This window comes from Streptomyces sp. RGM 3693 (assembly GCF_050471125.1).
In the GTDB taxonomy this organism is placed as follows: domain Bacteria; phylum Actinomycetota; class Actinomycetes; order Streptomycetales; family Streptomycetaceae; genus Streptomyces.
The window spans coordinates 3588792-3601798 of record NZ_JBMPPQ010000001.1; the positions used below are offsets into that span (position 1 = coordinate 3588792).

The 13007-nt window shown below is 71.5% G+C and carries 15 protein-coding genes and 1 pseudogene; 8 read left to right on the forward strand and 8 right to left on the reverse strand.

Annotation, left to right across the window (positions count from 1 at the left end):
* Positions 1-93: 93 nt before the first annotated feature.
* Positions 94-1374, reverse strand: coding sequence for an MFS transporter (locus ACO0M4_RS15785; RefSeq protein ID WP_430370826.1), 1281 nt, complete (start codon positions 1372-1374; stop codon positions 94-96).
* Between the two features lie 72 nt (positions 1375-1446).
* Between ACO0M4_RS15785 and ACO0M4_RS15790 the strand changes: the two genes are divergently transcribed.
* Together ACO0M4_RS15790 and ACO0M4_RS15795 are read left to right on the forward strand one after the other, a co-directional pair.
* Positions 1447-2202 (forward strand): DeoR/GlpR family DNA-binding transcription regulator, encoded by a 756-nt coding sequence (locus ACO0M4_RS15790; protein WP_430370827.1) that lies wholly within the window; start codon positions 1447-1449, stop codon positions 2200-2202.
* Between the two features lie 3 nt (positions 2203-2205).
* Positions 2206-2829 carry an HAD family hydrolase gene (locus ACO0M4_RS15795; protein ID WP_430370828.1) on the forward strand — a complete coding sequence of 208 codons (624 nt, stop codon included), beginning with the start codon at positions 2206-2208 and terminating at the stop codon, positions 2827-2829.
* Between the two features lie 56 nt (positions 2830-2885).
* On the opposite strand, the gene ACO0M4_RS15800 is transcribed toward ACO0M4_RS15795, so the two are convergent.
* Entirely contained in the window at positions 2886-3833 is a 948-nt protein-coding gene (locus tag ACO0M4_RS15800; RefSeq protein ID WP_430370829.1) for a LysR family transcriptional regulator, read from the reverse strand.
* An 83-nt stretch (positions 3834-3916) separates the two neighbouring features.
* On the opposite strand from ACO0M4_RS15800, the gene ACO0M4_RS15805 reads away from it, so the two are divergent.
* On the forward strand, positions 3917-4888 hold the full coding sequence (locus tag ACO0M4_RS15805) for an EamA family transporter (RefSeq protein WP_430370830.1): 972 nt from the start codon (positions 3917-3919) through the stop codon (positions 4886-4888).
* Positions 4889-4968: 80 nt separating this feature from the next.
* Here the strand turns inward: ACO0M4_RS15805 and ACO0M4_RS15810 are convergent, their stop codons facing one another.
* Together ACO0M4_RS15810 and ACO0M4_RS15815 are read right to left on the reverse strand one after the other, a co-directional pair.
* On the reverse strand, positions 4969-5850 hold the full coding sequence (locus ACO0M4_RS15810) for a hypothetical protein (RefSeq protein WP_430370832.1): 882 nt from the start codon (positions 5848-5850) through the stop codon (positions 4969-4971).
* Positions 5851-5859: 9 nt separating this feature from the next.
* On the reverse strand, positions 5860-6069 hold the full coding sequence (locus tag ACO0M4_RS15815; RefSeq protein WP_430370833.1) for a hypothetical protein: 210 nt from the start codon (positions 6067-6069) through the stop codon (positions 5860-5862).
* A gap of 301 nt (positions 6070-6370) precedes the next feature.
* Here ACO0M4_RS15815 and ACO0M4_RS15820 point away from each other — a divergent pair, with 301 nt between their 5' ends.
* Positions 6371-6775 (forward strand): UbiD family decarboxylase domain-containing protein, encoded by a 405-nt coding sequence (locus tag ACO0M4_RS15820; RefSeq protein ID WP_430371398.1) that lies wholly within the window; start codon positions 6371-6373, stop codon positions 6773-6775.
* Between the two features lie 63 nt (positions 6776-6838).
* Here the strand turns inward: ACO0M4_RS15820 and tnpA are convergent, their stop codons facing one another.
* Positions 6839-7255, reverse strand: a complete 417-nt coding sequence (tnpA, locus tag ACO0M4_RS15825) for an IS200/IS605 family transposase (protein ID WP_430370834.1) — start codon at positions 7253-7255, stop codon at positions 6839-6841.
* 26 nt (positions 7256-7281) lie between these two features.
* Between tnpA and ACO0M4_RS15830 the strand changes: the two genes are divergently transcribed.
* The 3 genes and pseudogenes from ACO0M4_RS15830 (at position 7282) to ACO0M4_RS15840 (ending at position 9608) form a co-directional block, all read left to right on the forward strand.
* Entirely contained in the window at positions 7282-8502 is a 1221-nt protein-coding gene (locus ACO0M4_RS15830; protein WP_430370835.1) for an RNA-guided endonuclease InsQ/TnpB family protein, read from the forward strand.
* A gap of 43 nt (positions 8503-8545) precedes the next feature.
* Positions 8546-9352: pseudogene (locus ACO0M4_RS15835) on the forward strand (UbiD family decarboxylase); the annotation flags it as partial.
* 106 nt (positions 9353-9458) lie between these two features.
* Positions 9459-9608: a hypothetical protein gene (locus tag ACO0M4_RS15840; protein WP_430370836.1), complete on the forward strand. Its 150-nt coding sequence runs from the start codon at positions 9459-9461 to the stop codon at positions 9606-9608.
* Positions 9609-9661: 53 nt separating this feature from the next.
* Here the strand turns inward: ACO0M4_RS15840 and ACO0M4_RS15845 are convergent, their stop codons facing one another.
* Positions 9662-10765, reverse strand: a complete 1104-nt coding sequence (locus tag ACO0M4_RS15845; protein ID WP_430370837.1) for an NAD(P)-dependent alcohol dehydrogenase — start codon at positions 10763-10765, stop codon at positions 9662-9664.
* A 250-nt stretch (positions 10766-11015) separates the two neighbouring features.
* Positions 11016-11174: a hypothetical protein gene (locus ACO0M4_RS15850; RefSeq protein WP_430370838.1), complete on the reverse strand. Its 159-nt coding sequence runs from the start codon at positions 11172-11174 to the stop codon at positions 11016-11018.
* A 218-nt stretch (positions 11175-11392) separates the two neighbouring features.
* On the opposite strand from ACO0M4_RS15850, the gene ACO0M4_RS15855 reads away from it, so the two are divergent.
* Positions 11393-12208, forward strand: a complete 816-nt coding sequence (locus tag ACO0M4_RS15855) for an isocitrate lyase/PEP mutase family protein (RefSeq protein WP_430370839.1) — start codon at positions 11393-11395, stop codon at positions 12206-12208.
* A gap of 111 nt (positions 12209-12319) precedes the next feature.
* Here ACO0M4_RS15855 and ACO0M4_RS15860 read toward each other — a convergent pair whose 3' ends face one another.
* Positions 12320-12919: a cysteine hydrolase family protein gene (locus ACO0M4_RS15860; protein WP_430370840.1), complete on the reverse strand. Its 600-nt coding sequence runs from the start codon at positions 12917-12919 to the stop codon at positions 12320-12322.
* Positions 12920-13007: the final 88 nt, after the last annotated feature.

The window sequence follows — 13007 nt, forward strand, 5'->3', positions numbered from 1 at the left end:
GACGGAGGACGAGGTTAACCGCCGGTCCGCGGCGCCGTGCTGGCAACCCCGCGCGGACGCTCCCCGCCCCCGCGCGCGGAATGCTGGGGTAGGTCATGCCGACGCACCGGCGTCACCCGGGGCGGCAGCGGTGCGCTGAGGGCTGCGACGGGGGCGCAGGATCCCGGCCGTGGTGGCGGCCACGATGCAGAACGCCACCGGCAGGAGGAGGGTGAGGTTGAGCGGAACGACGTGGGTCAGGGGGCCGATGACGGCGGGGCCGGCGAGCATGCCGAGGTAGCCGAGGCCGGCGACCCGGGAGACGTTGGCGCCGGCGTTGTCGGGGTCGGTGTGGCCGGCGGCGCTGAAGAGTTGGGGGACACAACCGGACAGCCCGGCGCCGAACACCGTCCAGCCGGCCAGGGCCAGGGGGATCCAGGGCGAGAGGGCCGCCGCGGTGAGGCCGGTGGCGGCGGTGGCGGCGCCGTAGCGGAGGATCGCCACCGGGCCGAGGCGGGCGGCCGCCCGGTCGGCCAGCAGGCGGCCGAGGGTCATGGTGGTGGCGAACGATCCGTAGGCGAGGGCGGCGGTGGCGGCGGGCGCGTCCAGGACGGTGCGGAGGTGGAGCGCGCTCCAGTCGTTGGCCACGCCCTCGCAGAGCATGATCATCAGGGCGAGGGTGGCCAGGACCCAGATGTGGCGGGGAGTGCCGCGCCGGGCGCGTACCGAGCCGGTGTCGGCATCCGGGGCGGTGGAGTCGTGGGGCGTCGCGTCCGGGGCGTGGGCCGGCCGACGGGTGGCCGGCAGCAGTGCCGGAGCGGCCAGCGCGGCGACGACCAGGCCCAGGAAGGCCACCGCGCCGAGGGCCACCGCCGGGCTCCAGCCCAGGGCGAGGGTGCGCGCGCCCACCAGCGCGGCCAGTACGCCCCCGATGGAGAAGGTGGCGTGGAAGGCGGACATGACGGGCCGCCGGTAGTCGCGTTCGACCTGGACGGCGTGGGCGTTCATGCTGACGTCCAGGCAGCCGTTGCCGAGCCCGAGCAGTAGCAGTGCCGCCCCCAACGCCCAGGCGTGCGTGGCCAGTCCGGGCAGGACCAGGGTGAGGCTGCACAGTGCCGCACTGAGCGGTACGACGGTGCGGGCGCCGAAGCGGTCGGTGAGCGGCCCGACGATCTGCATGCCGACGAAGGCGCCCGCGCCGAGCAGTAGCAGGAGCCAACCGAGCACGGCATGACTGATCCCCGCCCGGTGCTCGATGCTCGGGATGTGGACGATCCACATCCCCATCAGGAAGCCGTTGAGGGCGAAGTAGGCGAAGGTCGCTGCCCGCCCGGCCCGCAGCCGGGTCCCCGGTGGTGTGCTCGGTCGCGTCGCCGGTCGTGTCTGTGTCTCCATGAAACAAACATAACGAACAAAGTAAATGTGCGAAAGGTTGCCCTTCAAGTACACTTGATGTTCAATCTGGGTATGTCTGGTACCGAACGACTGAGGCGGATCACCGAGGCCGTACGTGAGGCGGGGCGCATCGGCGTCGCCGAATTGGCCGAGTTGACCGGTGCCTCGGAGATGACCATCCGCCGCGACCTGGAGACGCTGGCCGCCCAGGGCGTCATCGAGCGCTATCGCGGGGGAGCCAAGAGTCTGCTGCTGCGGGGTGTGGAGCCCCCCTTCGCGTTGCGTGCCCAGGAAGGGCTGGAGGCCAAGCGGCGGATCGCCGCCGAGGTCGCCGGACTGATCGCCGACGGCGAGTCGGTCGTCCTCGACAGCGGTACCACCTGCCTGGAAGTGGCCCGCGCACTGGCCCACCGCCGGCTGACCGTCATGCCGCTCTCCCTGCACGCCGTCAACGCCCTGGCCGACGGTCCGCACCTCACCCTGCTGGTGCCGGGCGGCCGACCCCGGCCGGGCGAACTCGCGCTGACCGGCCCGCTGACCGAGGCGTCACTGACCGCCCTGCGCTTCGACACCGCCGTCCTCGGCTGCTGCGGACTCACCGCGGAACACGGCCTGACCGCCTACGACCTGGACGACGCCGCCATCAAGCGCACCGCGATCGGCTGCGCCCGCCGCGTCATCGCCGTCGCCGAAGCCGACAAGCTCTCCCGCACCGCCCTCGCCCACGTCGCCCCCGCCGCCGCCCTGCACGCCATCGTCACCGACGCCGCCCCGGACGACCGCACGGACCGGCTGACCGCGGCGGGCGTGGCCGTTCGGACGGTGTGACCGATGACGCCCGGCACTGTCCTCTTCGACCTCTTCGGCGTCCTCGCCCGCCACCAGTGCACCGACGGCCGGCAGCGCCTGGTCCGCACGGCGGGTGTGCCCGCACCGGACTTCTGGGACGCCTACTGGGCGGCGCGTCCGCCCTACGACCGCGGCGAGACCGACGGGCCCGGCTACTGGCGACAGGTCGCCGACCGCCTCGGTACCCGCTTCGACGCCCCGCGGACCGCCGCGCTGATCGCCGCCGACATCGCGAGCTGGAGCACCGTCGACGAGACCATGGTCGCCCTCGTTGCGGAGTTGGCGGCGCGCGGTCGGCGGATCGGCCTACTCTCCAACATCCCCGAGGAACTGGCCGGCCACTACGCATCCCACCATGCCTGGCTCGGCCACTTCGACGTGTGCGCCTTCTCCTGCCGCATCGGCCACGCCAAACCCGAACCGGCCGCCTACCGCTGGTGTCAGCGGGCGCTGTCCGATCCGCCGCACCGCATCCTCTTCGTCGACGACCGCCAGGAGAACGTCCGCGCCGCCGAAGCGACCGGGATGCGCGGACACCTCTTCACCACCCCGGCCCGACTGCGGGATTGCCTCGACCGGTGGGACGCCGGGATGGCGCACGGCTGACGAGAAGGGGCGGGGCCGGTACGCCGCGGTGCCGGCCGTGATCCGGCGGGCCGGCCCTAGCCCGGTGTCTCGCCCCGGCCGGCGCCCTGCCCGGCGCCCCAGCCGGCGGCATCCGGGCGGGTGGACCGCTGGGTGAGGAGCTCGGTGATCAGGGCGAGCGGGGGCCAGTTCAGGCGGCCGTGGCGGGCGACGGCGTAGGCGCGCAACACCGCGTCGGGGGCGGTCAGCGGGACGAGGCGTACGTCGGGGAAGGTGGGGATGCCGGCCGGCAGCAGTCCCACGCCGAGGCCCGCGGTGATCATGCCCTGCACCAGATCGAGGTTGTCGGCCCGGTGGGTGATGCGCGGGGTGAAGCCCGCCATGGAAGCGAGCGTGCGGATGACGGTCTCGTCGGCCGTGTTGCGGGAGTTGACGATCCAGTCGTGGGCGGCGAAGCGGGCGAAGACCTCCACGGTCGTCCCGCCGTCGGTCGCGTCCTGCGCGGGGACGCCCAGGCCCCAGGGGGCGGTCCACAGTGCCGTGGCGCGCAGCGCGGGGTCGAAGGTGCCGGGCGCCAGGTTGTAGTCGTAGGTGAGTGCCAGGTCCGTCTCGTCCGCGGCCAGCAGTGACAGCGCCTCGGCGGGCTCGTGTTCGCGGATGAGGAGGTGCACCCGCGGATGGCTGGTGGCCAGCTCGGTGACCAGGGGCAGCAGGTGGGCGCGGATGGCGGTGTCGAATCCGGCGGTGCGCAGGGTGCCGTTGGGTTCCGCGCCGGGAGCGAGGTCGAGGTGGGCGGCCTCCACGGCGCCCAGGATGGTCAGGGCGTGTTCGGTCAGGCGGCGGCCGGCCGGGGTGAGGCGGACCCGGCGGCCGTGCGGTTCGATCAGGGCGGCCCCCGTCTCACGGGCGAGGACGGCGATCTGCTGGGAGACGGTGGAGGTCGTGGTGCCGGTCGCCTCGGCGACGGCGCGCATCGACCCCAGCCGGGAGAGTTCCACGAGCAGTTGCAGTCGGCGTGTTTCCATCCCTTCATTGTTCGGGATTCCCGAACAGAATGTCCATGATCGGCACGTGGACACGAACGATGCCCAGGGCATCTACTGCCCCCATGAGTGCGTTCGACCCCCAGCGCCCCCAGGGCCGTCCCCTGCCCCGCCTCCGTACCGCGACCCGCGGCCGACTGCGCCCCGGCGGTGCCGAGACCGGCTTCCTGATGGCGGTCGCCTCGATGACCTCCGTCCAGCTGGGTCTGGCCCTGGCCGTCCCGCTGTTCGGACAGCTCGGCGCGCTGGGCACGGCGGGGCTGCGACTGGCGTGGGGCGGACTTCTCCTGCTGGTCCTCATACGCCCCCGCCTCCGCGACTTCACCCGGCAGGACCTGCTCGCCTGCGCCGTGCTGGGGGTGGCGACCGCCGGCATGATGCTGTTCTTCATGCTCGCCGTCGCACACCTGCCGCTGGGCACCGCGAGCGCACTGGAATTCCTCGGTCCGTTGGCGGTCTCCCTGTACGGACCGGGCGGCGGACGGAAACTGTGGACGGCCCTGGCCGCGCTCGGCGTGCTGCTGCTGACCGAGCCCTGGCACGGTGGCCTGGACGTGGTCGGCCTAGCCTGCGCGCTGGCCGCCGCGGGCTGCTGGGCCGTCTACATCCTGCTGACCCAGCGCGTCGGCGACCGGGTCACCGGACTCACGGGTCTCGCCGTCTCCATGCCCGTCGCCGGCCTGATCGGCACGGCGATCGCCGCCCCCAGTCTGTGGGGGCACCTGACCTGGCAAGCGGTCGGGATCATGCTGGTGCTGGCAGCGCTGAGCCCCGTACTGCCCTTCGCCCTCGAATTCCTCGCCCTGCGCCGCCTGACCACCGCTGCCTTCGGCACGCTGATGAGCCTGGAACCCGCCATCGCGCTCGTGATCGGGCTGCTGGTGCTCGGCCAGACGCCGGGCCTGGCGTCCGCGGTCGGCGTGGTCTTCGTCGTCATCGCGGGGGCCGGCGCCACCCGGACCGGCGCCCGCACGCCGGCCGCGACCACCGAGGCCGGCGCACCCGAGCCGCGGCCCTGCGCCGCGGAAACGGTCTGAGCGGAAACGGTCTGAGGGGCTCGGGCGCGAACGGGCCGACCCCGGGGAGCGCGGCGGTTCGCCATCGCGCAGGCGGCCGCTCAGCCCAACGGTTTCGTGACCTCGCCGCGAATCTTGCCGGCGGTGTCCGCGAACGCCTGGAGGTCCACCGACCGCGGGTCCTTCGCCAGGTCGGCGGCGTCGGTCCGGGCGAGGTTCACGCTCGTACGGGAGTCCGCCCAGACACAGAACGCCAGAGTGATCTTCTGGCCCATCTCCTCGCGCACATCCACCCCGCAGGTCACCGGGGCGCCGCCACCGCTGGGCCTGAACTCCTTCTCCGGCACTGCAACTTGGGTCCCGGCGTCGTCCTTCATGCCGCGGATGGAGTGGTCGACGGTCGTCTGCGGGTCGTCGATCGTGCCGTAGAGCCCCACCATCACCAGTGACATGGTCCCGCTGGTGTACTGCCCGCCCACGGAGGTGATGCCGTGCTCGTTGGCGCCGTCCCGGGGGACGGAGGCGCCGGCCTGCTGGGAGATGTCCTTGGTGAGGGTGAAGGTGCCGCCCGCCAGTGTCTGCGGCACCGTGATCCGGTACTTCGGTCCGGACGTGCCGCCGGTGCCGCCCCCGCCCCCGCTCCCGCCGCCGAAGGCCAGCACGGACGCGATACCGCCGATCACGAGGACGCCCGCGACCGCCCCGATGATGCCCCACACCTTCCCGGTGTTGCGCTGGGGCGGGACCGGCGGGGGCATGCCCGGACCCGGGTAGCCGTACGGGGCCTGTGGTGCCCCTCCGTAGGGTGCCTGCGGGGCGCCGTAAGGGCCGGGCTGACCGTAGGGGCCCGCGCCCGGCGCCGGGGGACCGCCCGGTATCTGCGGTGGGGGACCGGCCGGCGGTCCGGGGTACGGGCTACCGCCGGGTGCGCCGTATCCGGGCGTGCCGCCGAAGTCCTGGGGCGAGGGCTGAGGTGTTGTCACCCGCGTACCTTACCTAGCGTCACCTTCCTGGTGATCATGGCCGGATTCCGCCGGGGAATCCGTCGTGGCCGGTGCCCCCTCGACCGCCCGGCGGAGCAGGGTGAGGAACTGCTCGCGTTCCTCGGGGGAGAAGTCGGCCAGGATCTGCCCGTTCACCGCGAGGACCGCGGGGGCGAGGCCGGTGGTCCAGGTGCGCCCGGCGCCGGTGATGCGGATCATTTTGCGGCGGCGGCGGCGGTCGCGTCCCTTGGCGAGTTCGACCAGGCCCCGTCGCCGCAGGCGGTCCAGCAGGGGTGCGGCGGTCGACTTGTCGAGGTGGGGGACCGTGCCATGCGCCTCGTCGTCGCGATGACCGGTGCCACCGGCGCGCCCCTGAGCGTGCGCCTACTGGAGGCGCTGAGGGAACTGGAGGTGGAGACGCACCTGATACTTCCCTCCGCTTGTCCCCCCTCCATGAGAAAGGCTCGCCAGGACCCAACGCGGCAGTGCGCTCAACTTCCGGGACTTCGTCGACGAACTGCTGGCCGCCGGCGACGCGGTGGACATCCGCCGCCCCGTCGCCCCCACCCTCGAAGCCGCCGCCGTGACCCGGCGCGTCTACGAGACCCGGAGCCCCGCCCCGCTGTTCGGGAACCTGATCGGCACGGAGCCCGGCTTCCGTCTGCTCGGCGCGCCCGCCGGCCTCAACGGCCGCGCCGCCGGCACCTACGGCAGGCTCGCCGCGCACTTCGGACTGCCACGCGACACCACACCCCGGGAGCTGCTGGAGAAGCTCATCGCCGCCCTGCACGCCGAACCCGTCGCCCCGCGCATCGTGGAATCCGGCCCCTGCACGGAGCACGTACTACGGGGCGACGCGGTGGACCTGGAACGGTTCCCGGTCCCGCTGCTCCACCAACAGGACGGCGGCCGCTACCGGGACTGATCGCAGTGCTCCCCCGTTTACGGGGGAGGTGAAGCGATTCTGAGCGCTGGTCTGACTCGCAGGCTAGAGCGGGCGGTTTTGCTGCTCGATGTACTGACGGACGGTCGACAGTGGAGCGCCGCCGACCGATCCGGCGAAGTAGGAGCCGGACCACAGCCGTTGTGCCCGCCAGTAGTGCCGGACCAGCTCGGGGTACTCCTGGCGGAGCCTGCGGGAGGAGACGCCCTTGAGGGAGTTGACCAGCTTCGACAGGGCGACCTTCGGCGGGAAGTTCACCAGCAGGTGAACGTGGTTGGTCTCGCCGTTGAACTCGACCAGCTCACATTCGAAGTCCTTGCAGACCGCCCGCATGATCTCTTCCATGCGCGTCAGGTGCCGGTCGTTGAAGACCTTATGCCGGTACTTCGTCACGAAAACCAAATGCGCGTGCATGACGAACAAGCAGTGCCTGCCAGTCCGGATGTTGTCGTACTCAGCCATAAACCAACTGTAGTACGCTGATCGACATGCAGCTTCGGTACTCCTTCCGGATGTATCCGAACGGCCCTCAGTGCTCAAGCCTTGCCAGGGCGTTCGGATGCGCACGGGTGGTCTACAACGACGCGCTTCGGGCTCGCGAGACCGCCCGCGCCGACGGGAAGGCGTTCCCGAAGACCGGGGACCTGTCGAAGCTGTTGATCACCGAGGCGAAGAAGACCGGGGAACGGGCCTGGCTCGGCGAAGTGTCTGCCGTCGTGCTCCAGCAGTCCCTTCGGGATCTGGACACCGCATACCGGAACTTCTTCGACGGGCTGAAGGGCAAGCGCCCGCGCATGGGCGCGCCCCGGTTCACGTCCCGCAAGGACAACCGGCAGGCCGTACGGTTCACCGCGAACGCCCGCTGGAAGATCACGATGGGTGGTGACCTGTCGCTCCCGAAGATCGGGGATGTGCGGGTCAAGTGGTCCCGACCCCTTCCTTCCGCCCCGTCCACGGTGACCGTGGTCAAGGACGCAGCCGGGCGCTACTTCTGCTCGTTCGTCATCGAGACCGGGCCCGGCGAGGCCCTACCCGAGGCAGAGGGGCAGGTCGGTATCGACCTGGGCCTGTCACACTTCGCGATCCTCTCCGACGGCACGAAGATCGACAGCCCCCGCTTCCTGCGCCGGGCCGAGAAGAAGCTGAAGAAGGCACAGCGGGACCTGAGCCGGAAGGCTAAGGGAAGCAGGAACAGGACGAAGGCCCGGCTCAAGGCCGCCCGCGCACACGCGAAGGTGGCCGACGCACGCCGCGAGTTCCACCACCAGCTCTCAACGAAGATCATCCGCGAAAACCAAGCGGTTGCCGTTGAAGACCTGGCGGTCAAGGGACTCGCCCGCACGCGCCTGGCCAAGTCCGTCCACGACGCCGGATGGTCCACGTTCGTCGCGATGCTGGAGTACAAGGCCGCCCGGTACGGGCGCACCCTCGCCAAGATCAGCCGGTTCGAGCCGACCTCTCAGGTCTGCTCACAGTGCGGCGTCAAGGACGGCCCTAAACCCCTCCACATCCGCGTGTGGGAGTGCGGGGCGTGCGGGGCCGTCCTGGACCGGGACATCAACGCGGCGGTCAACGTCGCCAAGGCGGCCGGACTGGCCGTGTCAGCCTGCGGAGCGCGGGTAAGACCGGGACTCGTCCCGGCGCAGCGCGATGAACCAGGAACCCACCGAGACGGTCAGATGACCGTGGTAGGAATCTCCTCCCTTTAGGGAGGGGATCGGAAGTCAATTCGGCACCTACGGCTTCCACGTGGTGCGCACCCCGGACGGGCGGTGGACGAGCTGGTCGATCAGCCGCAGCATGCTCCACGGCCCCACCACCCTGGTCGGCCTGGCCGTGCCCCAGCAGCACCTCGGCATGATCCACCGGATGTGGCAGGAGAAGGGCGAACCCACACCGTGGGCCATGGTGCTCGGCGCCCCGCCCGCGGCGCTGGCCGCCGCCGGCATGCCGCTGCCCGCCGAGGCCAACGAGGACGGCTACGTCGGCGCGCTGACCGGCAGCCCCGTCGAAGTGGTCCGCACCGAGACCAACGGCCTCTACGTCCCGGCCAAAGCCGAGATCGTGCTGGAGGGGTACATCAGCCCCGACGAGACCGCCCCCGAGGGGCCGATGGGCGAGTACCACGGCTACACCTTCACCGAGCGCAAGCCCCAACCCGTCTTCCACGTCGAGGCCGTCACCCACCGCTCCGCTCCGATCCTGCCGATCTGCGTCGCGGGCCTGCCGCCGGAGGAGAACCACACCATCTGGGGCACGATGATCTCCGCCGTCGGCCTGGACCAGCTGCGCGCCGACGGCCTGCCGGTCGATCTGGCCTGGTGTTCCTACGAGGCCGCGACGTGCTGGATCGTGGTCTCCCTCGACATCCGGCGACTGGCCGAAACCGGAATGAGCGAACGGCAGTTGGCGGACGCGGTGGCCGACAGCCTCTTCGGTTCGCACGCCGGATGGCTGGTGCCCAAGGTCCTCCTCGTCGCCAACGACATCGACATCACCGACATCGACATCGACATCACCGACATCGACCAGGTGGTGTGGGCGATGGCCACCCGCTACCACCCTGGCGCCGGCGAGTACGTGTACCCCGACGCACGGGGCATCCCCATGGTTCCCCTACCTGACGGCGGAGGAGGCGCGCTCCGGCCGCGGCGGCAAGGCCGTCGTGAGCTGCCTGCTGCCCGAACACTTCACCGGGCGCACCCACGGCGTCACCACCGACTTCCGGCACGCGTACCCCGCCGCGCTCCAACGGAAAGTGCTCGACAACTGGGCCGACTACGGCTTCGCCACGCCGGGCCGACCGGCTCGCTGAGGGGCCGACGACCCACGCCGGCCGGCCCCTCGGCGCCCGCCGGACCGTCCCGCTCAGGGGAAGCGCAGTACGGGCTTGATGACCTCGCCCGCGGCCGCGGCCCGGGCGGCGTCCTCGATCTCGTGGAACGGGAACTCGGTGATGATCTCGTCGAGCAGGAGGACGCCCTCGCGGTACAGGGAGATAAGGCGGGGGAGGAACGCCGCGGGTGCCGCGTCCCCTTCGATGACGCCGCGGATCCGGATGCCCTTCGTCAGCACCGTCATGATGTCGAATTCGGCGCGGCCACCGACCCCGACCAGGGCCAGCGTGCCGCGCTGGGCGAGCGCCGCGATGGCCTGGGAGATCACCCCCGCCTGCCCGGTGGTGTCGATGGCGAAGCGGGCGCCGCCCTCCGCGTGGTCGCGGACCGCGGCCCCGACATCCGCCACGGCGGCGGGATCGACGGCCGCCACGGCACCGAACTTCAGGGCCTTGGCGCGCCGGGCCGCCAGTGGATCGACGGCGATGACCCGGCAGCCCTCGGCGACCGCGGTCATGACGGAGGTGAGCCCGACACTGCCCGCGCCGAAGACCGCAACCGACGATCCCCGCGGCGGACGCAGCACATTGAGGACCGTGCCGGCCCCGGTCTGCACACCACAGCCGAGCGGCGCCGCAACGGCCGGCGGGAGGTCCGCGGGCACCTTGACGACATTGCTGGTGTGCGCGAGGGCGTACGTGGCGAAGGAGGACTGGCCGAAGAAGCTGCCGTAGACGGTGCTCCCGTCCCCGGCCCGGGACAGCGGACTGGTGCCGTCCGGCCGGGTGCCGCTGGCGTTGAGGGCGAAGATGCCCGTCTCGCAGTAGGCGGGGTGGCCCGCCGTGCACTGACCGCAGGTGGTGCAACTGCGGTAGCTCAGGCACACGTTGTCGCCCGGCCGCACGCTGGTCACCCCGTCACCCACCGCCGCCACGACGCCGGCGCCCTCGTGACCGAAGACCATCGGGCTGAGCTGCTGCGGCCACTTCTGCCGGCTGCTGAGATCGGTGTGGCAGATGCCGGCCGCCACGATTCTGACCAGGACCTCGTCGGACCGGGGCGCGTCGATGACGAGGTCGTCGCGAAGGGTGAAGGGTCCGCCGGGGGCTTCCACGACGGCTGCCTGGATGCGCATCAATTCCGGTGACTTTCAGGAGAGTTGAGGGTTAGGGGTGGGGGTCGGAGTGTGGGTGGGGGGCGGCCGGTCCGACGGTGAGTTGGCCGGTGCGGCGGTGCAGCCCCGCACCTTACGGAAGGCGGCCCGTGAAGGCGCCGTCCTCAGCGTGAAGGAGTGGATGACCTCGTCCGCGCGGTTCGTGAATTCCGTTGGCTTGGCGGTGAGTTGGACGTAGGGGGTGCCGTAGCCATAGCCGAAACCGGATCAGTCAGGACGATCCGCAGACCGCAGACCGCAGACCGCAGACCGCAGACCGCAGACCGCAGACCGCAGACCGCAGACCGCAGACCGGGGCGTGGCGGAAGTCGATGTGCCGCTCGTTGAGGACCTGCGCGTTGCCGGTGAGGGTGCAGGTCCTCACGGGCATCGAGGTGCAGTGGGAAGACGAAGGTCATGGCAGTGGAGCTTAAAGGCCGCCGCTGACGACCGGTTGGTGCGCCGCACGCCAACGGGATCGACCGCGCCGACACGTACCTGATCGTCGGAATCGTCCGCCGGCGCGCTCACGCGTGCGCCCGGTCGAGGCCAGCGATCGTGTCGGATTTCCGCCAGACACCGGTCAGCGGCCCCTGGTTGGATGACGACATGACCACGACACAGGCGGAGTGGGTGCGGCTCTTCCGCTCCCTCCACACCCCTGCCCGTCCGCTCGCGCTCGCCAACGCCTGGGACGTCGCCAGCGCCCGCGTCATCGAGGCCGCGGGCGCGCCCGCGATCGCCACCACCAGCGCCGGCGTCGCCTGGGCGCTCGGCTCGCCGGACGGGGACGCCCTCGCCCGCGACCGGGCACTGGACCTGATCGCCCGTATCGCCTCGGCCGTCGCCGTACCGGTCACCGCCGACATCGAGGGCGGGTACGGGCAGGACGCGGCCGGAGTCGCGGCGACGGTCGTCGGGGTGGTGGAGGCGGGCGCGGTCGGCGTCAACATCGAGGACGGCACCCGGCCCCCGGCCGAGCTCCGGGAGCGGCTCACGGCGGCCCGGGACGCGGTGGAGAAGGCGGGCGGGGAGCTCTTCCTCAACGCCCGTATCGACACCTACCTGTTCGGCCTCGGCGACCCCGCCACCCGGCTGAAGGACACCCTGGAACGGGCGCGCTCCTACGTGGCGGCCGGCGCCGACGGCATCTTCGTCCCGGGCGTCACCGACCCCACCACCCTCGCGGCCCTCGCGGCCGACATCTCCGTACCGCTGAACGTCATGGCCGGCCCCGGAGCACCGGACGTCGCCGAACTGGGCGGCCTCGGCGTGGCCCGCGTCAGCCTCGGATCGGGCGTGGCGCAGGCCGCCTACGCCGCCGCCCGCCGTGCCGCCCAGGAGCTGTACGGCACCGGCGGCTACCAGTCGCTCGCCGACGGCATAGCCTTCCCGGAACTCAACTCCCTCTTCGCACCGCGCTGACCAACGCACCCCGGGCGGTACCGGGGGCGACGGTGTCGATCAGCCGAGTGGCTCGACACCGGCCCTGCGAGGAGGAGTGGTCGGGGACAATCGGGGGCCGGCGGAGGGGAGTTAGCGCCTGGCCGACGGGGCGGGATCGGATAGGCCCTGGGCCGGTGCGACGGTTTTGAGCCAGTCTCCGACGGTCACGACGTCTGCCCACAGCGGAAATAGCTTTTCGGTGAGGGTCCGATGCACCTCGGGGTCGGTGTCGAGGCAGACATCCGCCAGGACGGTGAGGCCGAAGTCCAGGTCGTTGGCCTGGCACAGGGTGTACAGCACGACACCGCTGGTGGCGATGCCAGCGAGCACGAGGCTGTCGATACCACGCGACCTGAGCACCAGGTCGAGATCGCTGCCCGAGAACGCGCTGCCCCGCCGCTTGGTGACCACGATGTCGCCCTGCTGGGGCGCGACGTCGTCGTGGATCCCGGTACCGGGGGCTCCCTCGGCGAACAGACCGTCGCGCACCGCCGCGGTGAGCACCTTGTTGGCAGGGCTGACGTCCGGCTGGCCCGGGCGCAGCCCGATGACCACGTAGATCACGGGGATCTTGGCCGCTCGGGCGCCGTCGATCGCTCGGCGCAGGCGCAGCAGATACCCGGAGCCGTCGTCCGCGATAGCCATGATGTCCCGTTGGACGTCCATCACGAGGAGGGCGCTGTTTGCCATGGTCGCCGTCCCTTCTTCAGTGGGGCACGAGAGCGAGTCTCCGGAGTCAGCCGGGCTGCGGTGGGGGTGGCCACTCGCTGCAGTGCCA

Coding starts and splice junctions, on each gene's coding strand:
- tnpA (WP_430370834.1), bottom strand. CDS start 7,255: ATGGCTGAGTACGACAACATCCGGACTGGCAGGCACTGCTTGTTCGTC.
- ACO0M4_RS15855 (WP_430370839.1), top strand. CDS start 11,393: ATGACCACGACACAGGCGGAGTGGGTGCGGCTCTTCCGCTCCCTCCAC.
- ACO0M4_RS15790 (WP_430370827.1), top strand. CDS start 1,447: ATGTCTGGTACCGAACGACTGAGGCGGATCACCGAGGCCGTACGTGAG.
- ACO0M4_RS15845 (WP_430370837.1), bottom strand. CDS start 10,765: ATGCGCATCCAGGCAGCCGTCGTGGAAGCCCCCGGCGGACCCTTCACC.
- ACO0M4_RS15800 (WP_430370829.1), bottom strand. CDS start 3,833: ATGGAAACACGCCGACTGCAACTGCTCGTGGAACTCTCCCGGCTGGGG.
- ACO0M4_RS15785 (WP_430370826.1), bottom strand. CDS start 1,374: ATGGAGACACAGACACGACCGGCGACGCGACCGAGCACACCACCGGGG.
- ACO0M4_RS15815 (WP_430370833.1), bottom strand. CDS start 6,069: ATGATCCGCATCACCGGCGCCGGGCGCACCTGGACCACCGGCCTCGCC.
- ACO0M4_RS15795 (WP_430370828.1), top strand. CDS start 2,206: ATGACGCCCGGCACTGTCCTCTTCGACCTCTTCGGCGTCCTCGCCCGC.
- ACO0M4_RS15860 (WP_430370840.1), bottom strand. CDS start 12,919: ATGGCAAACAGCGCCCTCCTCGTGATGGACGTCCAACGGGACATCATG.
- ACO0M4_RS15805 (WP_430370830.1), top strand. CDS start 3,917: ATGAGTGCGTTCGACCCCCAGCGCCCCCAGGGCCGTCCCCTGCCCCGC.
- ACO0M4_RS15830 (WP_430370835.1), top strand. CDS start 7,282: ATGCAGCTTCGGTACTCCTTCCGGATGTATCCGAACGGCCCTCAGTGC.
- ACO0M4_RS15850 (WP_430370838.1), bottom strand. CDS start 11,174: ATGCCCGTGAGGACCTGCACCCTCACCGGCAACGCGCAGGTCCTCAAC.